Here is an 18,309-nt window from a genome sequence, read left to right on the forward strand (position 1 = left end):
TCTCACTCCGAAGGAACACCCCTCAACCGTCTCGGCGCTGCGCGCCGATCCACCTTCTCCCACAACGGGAGAAGGGAAGAAGGCGTTACGATCCCCTTTTGTTCCGATTTTGCTTGGCGTTCGCGTGTACCCGCGCTACCTCTGGCGGGTGACAGTTGAGCCGCGCCTTGCCGAGCAGAATGCCGCCATTGCCCTGCCCGAGCCATTCCTCAGATGGTTCGGGGAAAAGGGCTGGTCGCCGCGCGCCCATCAGATCGAATTGCTGGCGAAGGCTCAAAGCGGGCAATCGGTATTGCTGATCGCGCCGACCGGAGCCGGCAAGACGCTGGCCGGCTTCCTGCCCTCACTGACCGAACTAGCCGTCAGGCCAAGGCGCAAACCCGGCCAGGCGCATCGTGGCATCCACACGCTCTACATCTCGCCGCTCAAGGCGCTGGCCGTCGACATCGAGCGCAATCTCGGCAAGCCGGTGGAGGAGATCGGACTGCCCGTCACCATCGAGACGCGCACCGGCGACACGCCTTCCCACAAGCGCCAGCGGCAGAAACTGGTTCCGCCCGACATCCTGCTCACCACGCCTGAGCAACTGGCGCTGCTGATCGCCGCCCCCGACGCCAGGCGCTTCTTCGAGGATCTGCGCTATGTCGTGCTCGACGAACTGCATTCGCTGGTGACGTCGAAACGCGGCCATCTCTTGGCGCTCGGCCTGGCGCGGCTGCGCAACTACGTGCCCGGCCTGCAGACGATCGGCCTGTCGGCGACGGTGGCCGAGCCGGACGAGTTGCGGCGCTGGCTGGTCAGCCAGAATCCGGCAGGCGGAATGGCTGGGCTGATCACTGTGGCGGGCGGGGCGAAACCGGACATTTCGATCCTGGACTCGCGCGAACGCGTCCCGTGGTCCGGCCATTCCGCCCGCTACGCCATTCCCGAAATTTACGAGGCGATCAAACGCCATCGCACCACGCTTCTGTTCGTCAACACCCGCAGCCAGGCCGAACTGCTGTTCCAGGAATTGTGGCGGGCCAACGAGGATTCGCTGCCGATTGCCTTGCATCACGGCTCGCTCGATGTCGGCCAGCGCCGGCGGGTTGAAAAGGCGATGGGTGAGAATGCGCTGCGGGCCATTGTCGCGACCTCGACGCTCGATCTCGGCATCGACTGGGGCGATGTCGACCTGGTCGTGCATGTCGGCGCGCCGAAGGGCGCCAGCCGGCTGGCGCAGCGCATCGGCCGGGCCAACCACCGCATGGATGAGCCGTCCAAGGCGATCCTCATCCCGGCCAACCGTTTCGAGGTGCTGGAATGCCGGGCAGCGCTCGATGCCAACTATCTCGGCGCGCAGGACACGCCGCCTTTGATCACCGGCGCTCTCGACGTGCTGTCGCAGCATGTGCTCGGCGTCGCCTGCGGCGCACCCTTCGACGCCGACCATCTGTTCGAAGAGGTGCGCGGTGCCGCCCCTATGCCGCGCTGGCGCGCGAGACGTTCGACCGCGTCGTAGATTTCGTCGCCACCGGTGGCTATGCGCTGAAGAACTACGAGCGTTACGCGCGTATCCGCAAGACCAAGGACGGCCTGTGGCGCGTCTCAAATCCGCGCATCGCGCAGCAATACCGCCTGAACGTCGGCACCATCGTCGAGATGCCGGAGCTCAATGTCCGCTATGTCAGGCAGGGCCGCGGCATGGCCGGGCGCGGCGGGCCGGTGCTGGGCAAGATCGAGGAGTATTTCGCCGAAACGCTGCGCCCCGGCGACAATTTCCTGTTCGCCGGCAAGGTGCTGCGCTTCGAAGGCATCCGCGAGAACGAATGCGTCGTCTCCAACGGTGCCGGCGCCAACATCATCGTGCCGTCCTATGCCGGCGGCAAGTTTCCGCTCTCGACCTATCTGGCCGACCAGGTGCGCGGCATGCTGGCCGAAAGCGACCGCTGGCAGGCGTTGCCCGAACAGGTCGCCGACTGGCTGCGGCTGCAGAAGGAAAAGTCGGTGCTGCCCAAGCGCGGCGACCTTCTGGTCGAGACCTTTCCGCGCGGCAACCGCCACTATATGGTCGCTTATCCCTTTGAAGGCAGGCTGGCGCACCAGACGCTCGGCATGCTGTTAACGCGGCGGCTGGAGCGGGCGAACGCCCGGCCGCTCGGCTTTGTCGCCACCGACTATTCGCTGGCCATCTGGGCGCTGGACGACATGGCCGCTCTGTTCAAGGCCAGGAAGCCGTCGCTGGCCGCCCTGTTCGACGAGGACATGCTGGGCGACGATCTCGAGGCCTGGCTGAATGACAGCTGGATGCTGAAGCGCACCTTCCGCACCTGCGCTGTCATCGCCGGGCTGATCGAGAAGCGCTTTCCGGGCCAGGAGAAGAGCGGCAGGCAGGTGACGGTCTCGGCCGACCTGATCTATGATGTGCTGCGCAGCCACGAACCGGATCACATCCTGCTGCAGGCGACGCGCACTGATGCGTCGGCCGGGCTGCTCGATGTCAGCAGACTTGCCGAGATGCTTTCGCGTGTCCGCGGTCGAATCATGCATAAGCATCTCGAGCAGATTTCGCCGCTGGCTGTGCCGATCATGCTGGAGATCGGCAAGGAATCGGTGAATGGCGGCGCCAATGAATCCCTGCTCATGGAAGCCGCCGACCTGGTCGAAGAGGCCATGGGCCGAGGTGAGGAACGAAGGTAGAGGATGAATTTCTCGCTGACACGCGCATCGCTGATTGCCGAGGCCGATTTGGTCGGTATCGCCGGCGAGCGCGCGGTCTGCGATCCGCGCGGCGTGCTCTTTTTCCTGAGCTCAGGCTGTTGGCGGTCTCCGATCTGCATCTGGAAAAAGGGTCGTCGCTGGCGCGGCGCGGCACGCTGATCCCGCCCTACGACACCGGCGCGACGTTGCTCAGACTGCAGGCCGTCATATCGGACTACCAGCCGTCGATCGTCATCAGCCTTGGCGACTCTTTTCATGATGGCGGCGGCGCAGAGCGCATGCACGCGAGTTTTCGCGAGCGGCTGGAAGCGCTGATGGCGGGCCGCGACTGGTTCTGGGTCGCCGGCAATCATGATCCGGAAGCGCCGGCGGATCTGCCCGGGGAAACCGTGCGGGAATTGGCCATCGGCCCACTGCTATTCCGGCATGAGCCGTCGAAAGTGCGTGTCGAGGGCGAGATATCGGGCCATCTGCATCCCTGCGCGCGCATTGTGCAGCGCGGCCGTTCGGTGCGCCGGCGTTGCTTCGCGGGCGATGGCGGGCGGATGATTATGCCGGCCTTCGGCGCCTATACCGGTTCGCTCAACGTCCTCGATCGCGCCTATGCCGGGCTGTTCCGGCTGGAAACGTTGATGGCCTACATGCTTGGCGCCGACCGCATCTTCGCCATCTCCCGCTCGATGCTGCGGCCGGGCTGACCTCAACGTCCGTAGTACAGGGTCACCGTGTGCTTCGCCTCGGCGAAGAACAGCCAGCGTTCGACCAGCATCCCGGCGAACTGGACGATCGCGGCAAGCACCGACGGCACCATCGAATAAGGCCAGGGCAGGGCAAAGGTGGCAGCGAGCAGCAGGACGGGCAGGGCGAAGGCCAATCCCTGTGTGAGCATGCGCAGCTTGGCACTGTGCTTGCGCGCGATGCGAAAGCCCATTTCCTTGAGCAGGTAGTTTTCCTCGGTATGCGGCCACTCCAGCGACCGCACAGTGCCGCCGGCCAGCCCCGTCGCGGTGTTGGCAGTGGTCGGAATCTCGAGCCGGTCATTGTAGCGCCAGGTCGCGAGCTTCCAGCCCCAGCCGGCAAGGGTGGCGAGCAGCGAGAACGCCAATACGGCCATCGAGGCGACACCAAAACCTTGCAGCAGCGCGTTCAACAGAACACTGCCGGTCATGGTCGCGAAAATAAGATAAGCCGGCAAAGTATAGCGGCTGTGCCACTGGGCGATCGGCTTCAGCGAGGCGTAGATCATGCCGGTGGTGCAGACCGTGACGATCGCACCGATGGCGGCCAGCAATCCGGCAATGGCCACCCAGCTGCCATTGCGGCCAAAGAACACCCAGCCGATGCCGAACAGCCCGGCCGGGATGAAGGTGATGACCGAGGCCAAGCCTTCGCGCGACAGCCATGAACTGCGCCACTGCGAGAACGCCCGCCAGGCGCGCTCCGGCCTGCCGAGATGGCCGGTCGAGGACAACAATCCCGCTGCGATCAAACCGAGCGCCAGCCCCAGGCCGACGATACCCAGCCAGAAGTCGGCGGGGATGATCTGGAAACCACCGAAAATGCCAAGCAGCGCCAGCGAGGCCATAGCCTGCACCCGTGGCGGTGGTGAAGAAGACGACGGAGAAGGCTGGATGCATGGGCTAGTTCGAAAGCATGCGATCGACCCAGCCGAGGAAGCCGCCTTCGGCCCGCACCGGCTCCAGCGCCTTTGCTGGCACCGATGCGGCGCGTTGCGTGTGGGCGCGCGGCGGTAGGTATTTGTTGGTCGGGTGATAGCCGAGTTCTGGCATCAGGTCGACGCCGCCGCGCTCCGCCACCAGTTGCGAGACGGCCGACTGGGGATCGCCGAGATCGCCGAAATGCCGGGCGCTGGTCGGGCAGGCGGCGACGCAGGCCGGCACCCGGTCTTCCTCGGCCAGATTATCGTTGTAGATGCGGTCGACGCATAGCGTGCATTTCTTCATCACGCCGACATCGGTGTCGAATTCGCGCGCGCCATAGGGGCAGGCCCAGCTGCACAATTTGCAGCCGATGCACTTGTCCTCGTCGATCAGCACGATGCCGTCCGAGGCCCGCTTGTAGGACGCGCCGGTCGGGCAGACGGTGACGCAGGCCGGCGTGTCGCAATGCAGACAGGAGCGCGGGAAGTTCACCGTGCGCCCGCCCATCTCGGTGGTGTGTTCGTAGCTGTGCACGCGGTTGAACCAGACGCCGTCGACATGGCCGCCATAGGGGTCGATGTCGGTCAGCGGCGCCATGTGGCCGCCGGTGTTCCATTCCTTGCAGGCGGTGACGCAGGCCTGGCAGCCAACGCAGGTGTCGAGATCGATGACGAGACCAAGTTTCTTGTCGGTATGGGCGGGAAGGCAGGTCATTCGGCGGCTTCCCTGTTCATGCGGAATTCGGCGCCGAAGCGAAGGATGTCGGGCGCGGGTTCGAAGTGCGGCAACTGCTGAAAACGCTCGAATTGCGGCTCGGCGAAGCCGGCTTCCTCATCAGCGCATTTGACGATGCGCACGCGCAGGTCGAACCACGCCGCTTGTCCCGTGACCGGGTCGGAATTCGAATAGCGCTTGCCCTGCGCATCGGCCGAGGTCTGGTCGCCGATGATGTGGTTGAGCAGGAAGCCGCGATTGCTCTCGGCGGCATCGTCCTTCAGCCCCCAGCTGCCGCGTCTCTTGCCGATCGCGTTCCAGGTCCAGACCGTGCTTTCGTTCACCCCGTCGACCAGGTTGATCTGCCCCTTCACCCGGCCATTGATGCTTTCGATCCACACCCAGTCGTCATCGACGAGACCGAGGCTGATCCCGGTGCGGTGATGCACGAACAGCCTGTTCTGGCTGGTAATCTGCCGCAGCCACGCATTCTGCGAACCCCAGGAATGATACATGTGCATCGGCCGCTGCGTCAGCGCGTGCAGCGGGTATTTATGCAGGTCGACAGCCGCTTCCTCGAAGGGCACGTACCAGAACGGCAGTGGGTCCATGTAGGTATCGATGCGCTGGCGCTCGCTCTCGGGTGGTACCACCCGGCCATGGCCGCGCGCGGCGAGCCGAAAGCGTTGCAACGGCTCGGAGTAGAGCTGGAAGACGATCGGCTCGGCTTTCGGGATAAAGCCCATCTGCACCGCGAAATCGAGATAGGAGCGGTTGGCCATCTTGTAGTAGCGCTGGTCCTCGGCGAAATCGTGATGCCAGAAGCCGCCATTGTCGATGTAGCGCTGCAACTGATCCGGGTTGGCCTCGCCCTTGCCAATCGACGTCCCGTCCTTGCCGCGCCAACCGGCCAGCGGGCCGATGCCTGATGTGCGCTCGTGATTGACGATGTAGTCGGCATAGTCGGTATACTTGGCCGATCCGTCATCATTCACAAAGCCGGGCAGGCCGAGCCGCGCACCGAGTTCGATCAGCACCGACTGGAACGGCCTGACGTCGCGATCGGGCTCGACCACGGGATGGCGGATGGCATCGCCCGGCCCGTCGGCATGGCTGATCGGCCGGTCGAGCAGGCTGATGCAATCGTGCCGTTCGAGATAGGTGGTGTCGGGCAGCACAAGGTCGGCGAACGGTACTGTCTCGGAATAATAGGCGTCGGAATAGACGATGAAGGGGATTTTGTAATTGCCCGCCTCGTCGCTGTCGGTCAGCATGGCAATGGTCTCGACGGTGTTCATCGAGGAATTCCAGGCCATGTTCGACATGTACATCATCAGCGTGTCGATCTTGTAGGGATCGCCCGCAGAGGCATTGCGGATGACAGTGTGCATCAGGCCATGCGCGGCGAGCGGCGCGTCCCAGGAATAGGCCTTGTCTATGCGGGTTGGCGTGCCGTCTTCATCGACCAGCAGATCGTCCGGCCCACAGACAAAGCCGAGCGGGATGCCGTCCAGCGGCGTCATTGGCTTGACCGTCTTGCCCCCGGGTTTCGGGCCCGGCGGCGCCGACCGGGGATAGGGCGGCTTGAAACGGAAGCCGCCCGGGGCATCCACCGTGCCCAGAAGCACCTGCAGCAGGTGGATGGCGCGGCAAGTGTGAAAACCGTTCGAGTGGGCGGAGATGCCGCGCATGGCATGCATCGAAACCGGCCGACCCTTGATGGTCTCGTGCCGGCGCCCGGCCCAATCGGTCCATGCGATAGGCAATTCGATCGTCTGTTCGAAGGCGACATGGGCAAGTTCTGCGGCAATCCGGCGGATCGTATCGGCTGGAATGCCGCAGCGCTCCGCGACCGCAGCCGGCGCATAGCTGTCATCGAGGTAGCGGTCGGCGATTAGCTGGAACACCGGCGTGCAACGGCGGCCGGCGACTTCAAAGCTGCCGGTCAGCGCCGGCTTCGCCTCCGGGTCGATTGCCTTGGTGGACGTCTTCGCCACCCTGTCCCAGGCCAGCGGATTGCCGTCGCCATCGCGCACGAACAGCCCGTCGTCTGATGCGCCGGGCTCCTGCACGACGAGGACATGGGCGTTGGTGTAGCGGAGCAAATAGTCGAGATCGACGCGTCCGGCTTTCAGCAATTCGTGAATGAGCGCGAAGACGAACAGGCCGTCGGTACCGGGCCGGATGCCGATCCAGTCGTCGGCAATCGCATTGTAGCCGGTGCGGCACGGATTGATCGACACCACCTTGGCGCCGCGTGCCTTGAGTTTTCCCAGCCCGATCTTGATCGGGTTGGAATCATGGTCCTCGGCAACGCCGAACAGCATGAAATATCTCGTGTTGTCCCAGTCGGGCTCGCCGAACTCCCAGAACGAGCCGCCGATCGTGTAAAGCCCTCCGGCCGCCATGTTGACCGAACAGAAGCCGCCATGGGCGGCGAAGTTCGGCGTACCGAACTGGCTCGCCCACCAGCCAGTGAGAGATTGCGACTGGTCGCGCCCAGTAAAGAAGGCGAGTTTCTTGGGATCGGTCCGGCGGATGGCAGATAACCGTTCGGTGGCGATCGAGAATGCTTCTTCCCACTCGATCTCATGGAATTCGCCCGAGCCGCGCGGGCCGCTGCGCAGCAATGGCTTCTTCAGCCGGGCCGGGCTGTAGTGCTGCATGATGCCGGAACTGCCCTTGCCGCAGATCACGCCGCGGTTGACCGGATGGTCCTTGTTGCCGTTGATGTAGCGGACCTTGCCATCCTTGATGTGCACGTCGATGCCGCAGCGGCAGGCGCACATGTAGCAGGTCGTCTTGGCGATGCTGTCCGAAACGCTTGGCGATGTGTCGACGCCGTCGCCTTCATCGGGCGCGCGCGTGTCGGCAAGCGGGCGTTGCGATGGTGCCGAATTCGCGCCGCGCGGTGGGTGGATCATGGGCCGGTGGTGCCGGCGCGGCCGGCGGACTTGGCGCGTGTCTTCGGCCCGGGGCCGCGCATGTAATGCTCTTCAGGGTGATAGCGATCGCCGGCCAGCCGCCGCCTTATGCCACGGGCCCAATGGGCAAGCATGGATCTGAACCGCCCGATCATTTTATACGCTGCGACCTGATGGCCAATTTTTTCTAACTTCACCTGAAAAAGTAGAATAAAGCTATCGATCCGTCTAATCAGTTGTTCTTGTAAATTCGATCGATAATGGTTCTTAATGCGCCATGACCCTGGATCAGTTGCGCATTTTCGTCGCCGTCGCCGAGCGCGGCCACATGACCAAGGCGGCGGAGCTTTTGGGCATTTCCCAATCGGCGGCATCGGCCGCCATCCGCGCGCTTGAGGAGCAGCATGGCGTCCATCTGTTCAACCGCGTCGGCCGCAACATCGAGCTTGCCCAGACGGGCCACCGGTTCCTGCCGGAGGCCAAGGCCGTGCTGGAGCGAGCCGCCGCCGCCCGCAATGTGCTGGAACATGTCTCGCAGACGGTCGCCGGCAGTCTCTCCATCGCCGCCAGCCTGACCATCGCCAGCTACTGGCTGCCGCGCCGGCTGGCGTCCTTCCACGAGGCCTACCCGCGGTGCGGCTGAGCGTCAGCATCGGCAACACAAGGCAGGTCGAGGCCAGCGTGCTGGATGGAACCGCCGATCTCGGCCTGGTCGAGGGGCGCACCGAATCCGACATATTGCGCCGCGCCAAGGTCGACACCGACCGGCTGATGCTGGTCGTTGCCAGTTCCCATCCCGAGATCGTCGAAACCGCGCCGGGTTGTCCCGACATCAGGGGCCTGCGCTGGATCATCCGCGAAGGCGGTTCGGGCACGCGCGAGGTGCTTGAGGATCTGGCGCGGCGTGAGGGGATTTCGCTTGCCGATCTGCAAGTATTCCTGGTGCTGCCCAGCAACGAGGCGGTTCGCCAGGCGGTCGAGGCGGGTGCCGGCGCCACCATCATTTCGGAACTCGTCGTCGGACGCGCCGTCGCCGAAGGCACCCTGCGCTCCGTGCCACTCGAACTGCCGAAACGCGACTTCGCCATGATCACGCACCGCGATCGCCAGGCAAGCCTCGCCCAGATGGCGCTCAAGGCACATCTGGGTGCGTCAGCAGATCATGGATAAGGGAGCGCGGTCGGATTAGCCGAACTTGCGCTGGGCGTCCAGCGCCAGGCCAAGGCCGACCGAGCCGAACATGTCGCCGTCGATGACAGATGCCTGCGGCACCAGCGACAGGATTTCCCGTCTGGCCAGCGGTATAGCGGTCGAGCCGCCGGTCAGGAACACCGAGGTGATGTCGGATGGCTTGCCCCCGGCGTCGCGGATGGTCTCAGCCACCGTAGCGGTGACCCGTTCGATGTCCCTGGCGATGGTGGCGTCCAGCCCGTCGCGCGTGATCCCGGCGGCGAACTCCACGTCGGATAGCCTCACCGCGACTTCGGCCGATGATAGGTCGGTCAGCTCGATCTTGGCCTTTTCGACCAATGCCGCCAGCGCGTGCCCATAGCGATGCTCGACAATGTGGATGAAGCGGTCGACAAGATCGGCGCGCCCGGCCTCGTAGCGGATCTGGCGCAGATGCGTCATCGCCTTGGCGGTGTAGACCAGATTGATGCGCTGCCATGTGGCAAGATCGATGAAATAGCTTGCCGGCAAATTGCGCTTGCCGTCCTTGGTCGGGGTCAAATAGCCGAGCTGCGGCATGACATGGGCGATGCTGAGCAGCCGGTCGAAATCCGTACCGCCGATATGCACACCCCGGCTGGCCAGGATATCGTCCTTGCGGTCGAGGGATCGGACACGCTCCGGCGAGACGCGCACCACCGAAAAGTCAGACGTGCCGCCGCCCATGTCGATGATCAGCGCCAGCTCCTCGCGCGTCACCCTCTGCTCGTAGTCGAGCGCTGCGGCGATCGGCTCGAACTGGAAGGCAATGTGCTTGAAGCCCTGGGCGTGCGCCGCCTTTTCCAGGTCGCTCTGGGCATTGGCGTCGGCTTGCGCATCGTCGTCGACGAACTGTACCGGGCGGCCGAGCACCACGGTCTCGACCAGATCGCCGCCGTCTTCCTCCAGCTTCTTCCTGAGATGCCCGAGGAACAGGCCGATGATTTCCATGAAGCCGATCGAACGCGCCTTGATGCGCGTCTTTTCATGCGCCAGCGAGCTGCCGAGCACGCTCTTGAGCGAGCGCATCAGCCGGCCTTCCACACTGTCCGTGTAGTTTGCGATGGCCCGGCGGCCAAAACAGATGCGGCCATCCTCGAAATTGAAGAACACCGCACTGGGCAGTGTGACCTGGTTGTCTTCGAGCGCGACGAGGTGGGGCTGTCCGTTGCGGACCACGCCGACCGTGGAGTTCGAAGTGCCGAAGTCGATACCGGCGAATGCTGGTCGCAAAGCAGCCTCCTGTCATTGGCGGCAGGCAGCGGATCGGCGCTCGCGCGAGAAGCGTGCGCTGTGGTTCCGGGCGACCGGACCGCTCTGCCGAATTGAATTGTGCGTGCTTGCCCGTTGGGCGGGGAGGTGCGGTCTATAGCATGATGCGGAAAAGGGAAACCCCTTTTGGACGCTCAATCCTTGCGGAAGACCAGCCTGCCGAGCCAGCCCGTCAGCATGGCCAGCGATATGGCGAAGACGCCATAGAGGAAGGAGTAGTTGTGGGCGACACGGAAGATCGACTGTTCGAAGCCGGATTTGCGGATTTCCAACTGGGCCGAACTCTCCTTGATGAACAGGCCGCTCTTGAACAGGAAGGCACGTGCCTTGTGGGTCCCAACTGGCACATTGGGCGCCAACCGCACGGTGGCGCGGAACAGGTTCTGCGACAGGAACTGCACGCCGCCGACATTCTCGCTGTAGAGGCCGGTCGCCGACTTGCGCTCGCGCAAAGCCGTGGTGAATTCTTCGATCGTCGCCGGGCTGTCGCCGGCGTCGGCGGGCTGCATGTAGAGATTGGAGGCGCCGAGCGAGAGCTGCTTGTAGCTGTTCGGTTCGGTGATGTCCTGCAGCGGCCGCGTCGTCGCCACCGAATAGGACATCGGCACATTCTCGAAGGTTTCGGAGTCCAGATTGACCCACACGCCGAGCACCCGGTCCTTGCGGCGCACCACCACCGGGCGTGGCGGACCCTCGAGCACGACGATGACGTCGTAGCGCCCCTGGCGGGCGACCAGCGGGTCGGGATTTTCCAGCGAGCCGAAGATGGTCAGGTCGGCGCCGGAAAAGCCGGCGGTGATCGAGACATTGTCGGTGGAGAGACCGATCTGGATGCCTTCCGTCAGCGGCGTCTGTGCCTTCGCCGGCGCGGCGGCTGCAAGCAGTGACAGGACGATGGCGGCTGCGAACGCTTTCGGGCCCGTCATCAGTTGAGGCCCGCGCTGGACAGCGAATAGAGATTTGGCGGGGTGACGAAAAGATCGATGGCGAGCCGGATCGCCACAGCCAGCACCAGCAAGGCCAGCAACGCCCTGAGCTGCTCGCCGCGCAGTCTTTGGCCGGCCTTGGCGCCATATTGCGCGCCGGCCACGCCACCCGCCATCAGGATGAAGGCCAGCACGACATCGACTGTCTGGTTGGTGGTGGCGTGGACCAGCGTCGTATAGGCGGACGTGAAGATGATCTGGAACAGCGAGGTGCCGATAACGACATTGGTCGGCACCTTGAGCAGATAGATCAGTGCCGGCACCATGATGAAGCCGCCGCCGACGCCCATGATCGACGACAGGAAGCCGATGCCGGCGCCAAGGCCAAGCACCGGGATGACGCTGACGAACAGTTTTGACGCCCTGAACCGCATCTTCAGCGGCAGCCGGTGGATCCAGTTGTGCTGGCCGGATTTCTTCAGTACCGGGGCGGCACCACTGCGTGTGGCACGCAGCGCATTGATGCTTTCGACCAGCATCAGCCCGCCGACGGTGCCGAGCAGCACGACATAAAGCAGCGAGATGAACAGGTCGAGCTGGCCGAGCCGGCGCAGGAAGGCGAAAACATAGATGCCGGCGGTGGAGCCGATGATGCCGCCGGCGAGAAGCACGCCGCCGAGCTTGAAGTCGAGCGTGCCTCGCTTCATGTGCGAAAGCACGCCGGAGACGGAAGAGGCGATGACCTGGTTGGCGCCGGTGGCAACGGCGATCGCTGGGGGAATGTTGTAGAAGATCAGGAGCGGCGTGATGAGGAACCCGCCGCCGACGCCGAACATGCCCGATAGGAAGCCCACCGCCGCACCCATGGCCAGCAGCACGAAGACGTTGACGGAAATTTCCGCAATCGGGAGATAGATGCCCACCCGTCAGTCTCGATCAGTTTGCCTGTCGGCGAATACAGCCGTTATCGGCAGTCTCGCACCGAAAAGCCAATTTTTTCCTTGCGCCGACGCGGCGGCGGGGTCAAACCCCGTCGCCGCGCCGAAACAAAAAATATCTCAATCAGTTAACAGGCAAATGTGTGGCAGGAGCGTCGTGGAAACGACGCTTCTTCTTGTTATTTGCGCGCCAGCAGCGCCCGCACCAGTTTTTCATCGACGGCGCCGGTCGCCGGCAGCTTGTTGTCGGTCTGGAAAGCGATGATCGCGTTCTTGGTCTTCTCGCCCATGACGCCGTCGGCGCCGCCGGCATCGTAGCCGTTCTTGTTGAGGATGAGCTGGATGTTCTTGACCGCCTTCTTCATGTCGATGCCGGCGGTCGTCTGCGGTGTGCCTTCCTGCCAGGATTCGGGAATGTCGGCCGAATTGGTCGCCGCATTGAGCGGCTTGGCCTTCCACAATTCGGTCGCGGCGCGCGCCCGCTCGAGCTGCTCGGGCCGCAGCGCATTGGCGATCTCGTCGCGCTTGGCGGCCGCATCCTTGTCGCCGGTCTTGGCGACGAGCGCGAACCATTTGTAGGATTCCTCGAGGTTCTGCTTCATGCCGACGCCCTTGGCGGCGAGGATGCCAAGATTGAACTGGCTGTCCTTGACGCCGAGGTCGGCGGCTTCCTGGAACCAGTGCGCGGCCGATTCATTGTCGGACACGCCATCCGCGGCCATGGCGAACAGCACCGCCAGATTGTGCATGGCGCTGGCGTTGCCCTGTTCGGCGGCGAGCTGGTACCAGGTCTTCGACTTCTTGATGTCGCGGGCGACACCGATGCCCTTCTCGTAGAAATTGCCGATGCGGTATTCGGCGGGCGCGAAGCCGAGTTCCGCCGATTTCTCGTACCATTTGGCCGCTGCCGCCATGTCTTCCTTGACGCCGCGCGACTCGGCGTAGCGCGAGCCGATCTCGAACAGTGCCTTGGCGTCGCCACCGGCGGCGGCATCGCGCAGCGCGGCCGGGCCGGCATCGGCCGGAATGTCGAACTTGGCCGCAGCTGCCGTCGTGGGGGCATCCGCTGACGCAACCGCACCGGTGGTGTCCTTGGCGGTGGCCTCGTTGGCCGCCGTTGGCGCGGCCACGACCGGCTGGGTATCGGTATCCGTCGCCTGCGCACCACCGGTGACAGCCGGCTCTGAAGCCGTCGTATCCATCGGGGTCGTGGCAATGGGCGCGGCTGGCGCCGGAGCGGCCGAAGCCATCGGGCCGGAAGAGGCGGCTGGCGCGGGCTCCGCGACCGGTGCTGTATTCGCCATCGCGTCCGTGTCCGACGGCATCGCCAGGGCGGTCTGCGCCACCATGTCGTCTTTGCTTGCGGGCACGGATGGTTCGGCCTGCCTGACGGCGCGGGCCGGCGCGTTGTCGGTCGCTGCCGGCTGGGCTTCCGTCTTCGGCTGGCTCGCCGTGTCGACGGATGCCGTTTGCACCGGTTGCGCGGCGACGATCGGTGCGGCGTCGTTGTTTGCCACCTGGGCGGGATCCGAGAGAAACGCCTTGCCGAGCTGCAGTCCGGCAAGCGCCAGCATGATCGCCGCCGCCGCCATCAGGATCGGCTTGCGCCGCGCCTTGAGCAGGTCGCCGATCCTGAGCGCCTTCACTGGCCCCTTCACCGTCGACTGGCGCTTCAAGGCGTCGGCCTCCGCGGCGGCAGCCTGGGCGGCGCGCCGTGCGGCTGCGATGAAATCCGATTTCGCGGCGTCGCTTTCGCTAGGCTTTGCCGGCTGGCCGCGCTCGTCGCGCACGCGCTTCATGATGGCATTGAGGTCGGGCGCGCCGGAGCCGGGCTCAAGCGGGCGGTTGGCCACTTTCGGGTCGAGCGGCTCGTCGAGATCGACACTCGGTATATCGGCGCTGGGCGCCGAGCCGGCCAGCGGCGGAACGTCCGCCGCCTTCTTGCCCTTGAAGGCGCGGGCCAGCCCGCCGAACATCGATTTGCGGCCTGCCGGCTGGTCTTTCTCGGCGATGGTGTCGGACCCGAGGGCGGCCATGGCGGCGGCAGCGGCGGCTTCCGCCGGCGAGCGCGTGCCCAGGTCGCTGCGTGCACCCAGGTCGCTACGCGTACCCTGTTCGTTGCGCATTATGGCGGCGGCGCGGCCATCGAGATCGGCCATGTCGCCGGTCAGTGGCATCGGCTCGTCGATATCCAGGGACGGCGCCTCGACAGCCATCTTGGCGGTCCGTGCGCGGCGCTTGCCGACGGCCTCTTCCTGGCGCGTATCCAGCAGCTCGCTCACCGCCTCGGACGGTTCGCTGGTCTCCAGCGAACCCAGCCTGTCGACGATCTTGAGCAATGTGTCGTGGATGGCCTCGAAAGTTCTCGAATTGCGCTCGTCGGAACGCCGCGTCAGCGTTTCCAGCGTCTTTAGATCCTGGGCGAGGCCGGAAACGGCCGTCGCGTTGGCGTTCGACCCGGCCAGCGAACGCACCGCGTTCTCGGCGGCTTCGCGTGCCGCGCCGAGGATCGAATCGCGGGTGCCGGCCAGCGTCTTCTCGATTTCGTTGAGGCGCGGGCTGATGTCCTCGAATTCCGGCAGTGGGGTGCTCGGCCTGGAAAGATGGGCGGACAGGCCGGCGACCTGTGCTTCCAGGCTGCGGATCAGCGCCGGATCGATGCCGGCCACCTGGGCCGCCGATGCGTCGAGCCGGCTGGAAATATCCTCGAGCCGGCTTTCCAGCCCACGGATCGCCGCTTCGCCGGCGGGATCGGGAGCGCGCGTCTCCATGCGCGTGGCGAGTGCGGTGAAGCGGGCGTCGATGGCTTCCATGATGCCGGCGCTGTCGATCTGCGGTGTCATGCGCTGGTCGAGCCGGTCGGCAACCTCGTCCAGACGGCGCTCGAGATCGCGGAACAGCATATTGCCCTGTTCGATGGCGTCGCCCTGGCGGCGTTCCATCATGCCGGACAGCACGTCGAAGCGCTGCTCAAGCCCGTGGAAGATATAGTCGGCGTCGGGCATGACGGGCGCCTGGTCGATCTTGTCGGCGATGAGGGTGATCTGCTTGGCCAGCCGTTCCATTGCCTGTTCGGGCAGATTGGCGCGGCCGGCGAGTTCGTCGACCCGGCTCGACAGCGTGCTCAGGCGATCCATGACCGCATTGCCGGGGTGGTCCTGCGCCACTTCCTCGATCTGCCGGGCGAGCGAATCGATCCGCTTCTCGATGCGTTCAAAGGCTTCGTGGTCGACCGAATTGGCCTGTGCCGCGACGGTCGAGGCAACGATGGCGCGGGAAATCTCGTCGAGCCGTTCGTCGATCATGGCAAGCGTGTCGCTGCCGCGATTGTCCTGCTGGCCCGCGAAATGTTCGACGGCGCCGGCGAGCGTACGCACCTTTTCCTCAAGCGAGCGCAGCGACAGCGATTCCGGCAGGTTGTTGACGGCGTTGCTGATCTGCTCCAGCCGGTCGGTCAGGGCCGCAAGGGCGGGATCGTCGGAACGTTTGCGCTGGTCGGCGTCGACGCGGTCCTCGAAAGCCGTCCAGCGGCGGTCGAATTCGTCCCAGCGGCGGTCGACCTTCTGCACGCTCTCCTCGCGCGCCAGCGTGTCGAGCGCGGTCTTGACCTGCTCGAGCTCCAGCCGCAGCAGATTGACGCTTCTGTCGTCGCTCTTCTCCGAAAGCGTTTTGATGGCGCCGGAAAGCCGTTCGAATTCGACGCCGAGTTCGGCGCTGCCCTTGCCTGAAGCGCCCGGCTTGGCGTTCGCCTGGAAGGCGCGGTCGATATCCTTGCGCAGCGCATCGAATTCGCGCTGCAGGCCTGCTGTCATCTGGTGGCGCAGCTCCTCGCGCATGCCGCGCAGTTCGCCGGCGATCTTGCCGACCATGGCGACGCTGTCTTCCTGGCCACGCACGCGGTCGATGTCGCGGGCAATGGCCTGGTAGTTCTGGTCGAAGCTGGGGGCCGGGGCCGGGCTCTGCGGGCGCGGTGCCGGCTGCGGATCCTCGTACCAGCGCTGCTGCCCGGTTGGCTGGGCGGCGGGAGCGCGCGGATCGGTGGCGGGGTAACGCGGGTCGGTGGCGGGATAGCGCGGGTCGGCACCGTATTGGCGCGGAGCCGGACGTGCCGTCACCTCCTCGCGGGTCTGCCCCAGTCGCTGCTCCAGCGTCTCCAGCGAGCGGTTCAGTTGCTCGAGCGTGGTCTGCGGCCTGCGCTGCCTGCCGGCGTTGAGTGTATCGAGATAGGACCGCTTGCTGTTCATCGGTGCGTCCGTCTTTCAGATTGGCCGGCTTGCGACCAGCTCCCCAAGTCCCTGCCGGAACGAAGGCGACCGCGCTGCCACGGTGGAAGACAAGCTTCCCGGGGGTTCACCCGCGCTCCGAAAAACCGTGAAAAATTCGATACAGGATAAACACGGGTAGCCGACGCGCCCACATTTCCCCCAACGTGGTAAACAACGCGTTAACCAAGCTTAAGAAGTTGCAAGGACGTTGGCTGTCGCCGTCCGCGGTGCGGCATAAAGCACCTTCACAGAACGCCCCTTGCGTCATGAGGCGGCTATCGGTATAGAATTGACGTAAACGTAAAAGGCGCATTTGAGTGTGCTGTTTGCGATTTTGTTTGTCGAAACCACGGCCGGAAGCACGCCCCCGCTTCCAGTCAGGCGACGCATGGTCCAGGACCGCGACGCCACCAGACGGGGAAAGCCAGTGACCATGAAGCTTATCTCGGCCGGCGAGACCGCGGCCAATACCAATAATGTATCTGTCGAAGCCGGTGAGGATCTCGCTCGCATCGGCGAAATGGCCAAGAAATACGGCGTGACGCTGCGCACGCTGCGTTTCTACGAAGACAAGGGCCTGCTCAACCCGCAGCGCGACGGCTCAACCCGTCTCTACACACGCCGCGACAAGGCCCGGCTGAAGCTGATCCTGCTCGGCCGCAAGGTCGGGTTCTCGCTGCGCGACGTCAAGCAGATGATGGATCTCTACGATCCGACCGGTTCCAACACCAAGCAGCTGCGGCTGGCGCTGGACAAGTCGGAGAAGCAGCTTGCCCGCCTGCAGAAGCAGCGGGCGCTGATCGACGACGCCATCAACGAGCTCTCCGGCTCGATGTCGGCGGTGCGTCAGATGTTGGCCGAGCGCACGGCGCAGGCGAGCGTCGCGAGTTAAACAAGTCTGCTGAATTTGTAACGATCAAAGCCGCGTGGCCATGGCCGCGCGGCTTTTTCTGTGGATCAGGCCAGCGCGGCCGCTCCCGTTTCAGGATACCTGCGTCTGAGAGGTGCTGATCCGCAAGCCAGCTGTGCCCGCGGCCTCAAGAAGTGCGAGCAAACTCCAGAATGCGTCGGGAGAAGCCGTTCCGAAGTCCACGCTCAGCGCCTTGGGCCGGATGGAAAGGGAATGGATGATGTTGCCGAACTCGGCGCCCTCCACGTAACGCTCATCATCGGGGTCGAACCAGTGCTGGAACCAGGCACCGATCTGGTCGAGCGGAGACGCCGCGAGCGTGTGATGGATCACGACGTCATTCCATTGCAACTGTTCGATCAGGAGTTCGGCGCGACCAAGCCGACCCGATATAGGCTCGAACGTGACGAAATCCGGCTGAAGCTCCGCAGGTTCGACCTGTCCGTCATTCTTGATAAAGTCGACGCAACAAAGCCCGCCAAAGAGCCCGCTCTCCTCACCGATCTGGAATTTTACCTCCGGTGACCCTTGGACGCAGCTCCGCCGCTGCTCTTCGACGAACATCCGGAACTGATCTAGATAGTGGCTCTGGATGCTGATTATGAATGCGGCAGGGTTCATTCAGCGAAATTGCCTCGCTGCGAACGGATGGACAAGCGGCCTTTTCGAAATCCCGATCGGCCAGAGGTTGTCGAAATTTCTTTCGACACAATAAATTGACGTTTACGCAAACGTCAATATTTGCTATTGCGGCTTCGACATTGGCCCGCTTGCCGCGCACGGCTTGATT

9 protein-coding genes and 4 pseudogenes are annotated in these 18,309 nt (G+C 64.4%); 4 read left to right on the top strand and 9 right to left on the bottom strand.

From position 1 onward, the window contains the following. Positions 1 to 148: 148 nt before the first annotated feature. A pseudogene (locus tag HB778_RS19325) lies at positions 149 to 2,679 on the top strand (ligase-associated DNA damage response DEXH box helicase). A 3-nt stretch (positions 2,680 to 2,682) separates the two neighbouring features. After that, a pseudogene (gene pdeM, locus HB778_RS19330) lies at positions 2,683 to 3,398 on the top strand (ligase-associated DNA damage response endonuclease PdeM). A 2-nt stretch (positions 3,399 to 3,400) separates the two neighbouring features. On the opposite strand, the pseudogene HB778_RS19335 reads toward pdeM, so the two are convergent. From HB778_RS19335 to HB778_RS19350, 4 genes and pseudogenes are all read right to left on the bottom strand, one after another. Continuing rightward, positions 3,401 to 4,337 (bottom strand): annotated as a pseudogene (locus tag HB778_RS19335) (dimethyl sulfoxide reductase anchor subunit family protein). 3 nt (positions 4,338 to 4,340) lie between these two features. Continuing rightward, positions 4,341 to 5,075, bottom strand: coding sequence for a 4Fe-4S dicluster domain-containing protein (locus HB778_RS19340; protein ID WP_183456129.1), 735 nt, complete (start codon positions 5,073 to 5,075; stop codon positions 4,341 to 4,343). Further along, complete coding sequence (locus HB778_RS19345) at positions 5,072 to 7,999, bottom strand: molybdopterin oxidoreductase family protein (RefSeq protein WP_183456131.1); 2,928 nt, start codon at positions 7,997 to 7,999, stop codon at positions 5,072 to 5,074. The genes HB778_RS19340 and HB778_RS19345 overlap by 4 nt, the downstream gene beginning before the upstream one ends. Next, positions 7,996 to 8,133 (bottom strand): hypothetical protein, encoded by a 138-nt coding sequence (locus tag HB778_RS19350; protein ID WP_183465322.1) that lies wholly within the window; start codon positions 8,131 to 8,133, stop codon positions 7,996 to 7,998. The genes HB778_RS19345 and HB778_RS19350 overlap by 4 nt, the downstream gene beginning before the upstream one ends. A gap of 143 nt (positions 8,134 to 8,276) precedes the next feature. Here HB778_RS19350 and HB778_RS19355 point away from each other — a divergent pair. Next, positions 8,277 to 9,169: pseudogene (locus HB778_RS19355) on the top strand (LysR substrate-binding domain-containing protein). 15 nt (positions 9,170 to 9,184) lie between these two features. Here HB778_RS19355 and HB778_RS19360 read toward each other — a convergent pair. The 4 genes from HB778_RS19360 to HB778_RS19375 all read right to left on the bottom strand — a co-directional run bounded on the left by HB778_RS19360 (position 9,185) and on the right by HB778_RS19375 (position 16,588). Continuing rightward, on the bottom strand, positions 9,185 to 10,441 hold the full coding sequence (locus HB778_RS19360; RefSeq protein ID WP_183456133.1) for an Hsp70 family protein: 1,257 nt from the start codon (positions 10,439 to 10,441) through the stop codon (positions 9,185 to 9,187). Between the two features lie 173 nt (positions 10,442 to 10,614). Then, positions 10,615 to 11,406: a TIGR02186 family protein gene (locus tag HB778_RS19365; RefSeq protein WP_183456135.1), complete on the bottom strand. Its 792-nt coding sequence runs from the start codon at positions 11,404 to 11,406 to the stop codon at positions 10,615 to 10,617. Further along, entirely contained in the window at positions 11,406 to 12,329 is a 924-nt protein-coding gene (locus tag HB778_RS19370) for a sulfite exporter TauE/SafE family protein (RefSeq protein ID WP_183456137.1), read from the bottom strand. Before HB778_RS19370 ends, HB778_RS19365 begins: the two co-directional genes overlap by 1 nt. 194 nt (positions 12,330 to 12,523) lie before the next feature. Continuing rightward, on the bottom strand, positions 12,524 to 16,588 hold the full coding sequence (locus tag HB778_RS19375) for a peptidoglycan-binding protein (RefSeq protein WP_183456139.1): 4,065 nt from the start codon (positions 16,586 to 16,588) through the stop codon (positions 12,524 to 12,526). A gap of 454 nt (positions 16,589 to 17,042) precedes the next feature. Between HB778_RS19375 and HB778_RS19380 the strand changes: the two genes are divergently transcribed. Beyond that, positions 17,043 to 17,501 carry a MerR family transcriptional regulator gene (locus HB778_RS19380; protein ID WP_095198515.1) on the top strand — a complete coding sequence of 153 codons (459 nt, stop codon included), beginning with the start codon at positions 17,043 to 17,045 and terminating at the stop codon, positions 17,499 to 17,501. A 90-nt stretch (positions 17,502 to 17,591) separates the two neighbouring features. On the opposite strand, the gene HB778_RS19385 is transcribed toward HB778_RS19380, so the two are convergent. Beyond that, positions 17,592 to 18,140: a hypothetical protein gene (locus HB778_RS19385; protein WP_183456141.1), complete on the bottom strand. Its 549-nt coding sequence runs from the start codon at positions 18,138 to 18,140 to the stop codon at positions 17,592 to 17,594. Positions 18,141 to 18,309: the final 169 nt, after the last annotated feature.

The sequence above is a fragment of the Mesorhizobium huakuii genome, assembly GCF_014189455.1.
Lineage (GTDB): Bacteria > Pseudomonadota > Alphaproteobacteria > Rhizobiales > Rhizobiaceae > Mesorhizobium > Mesorhizobium huakuii_A.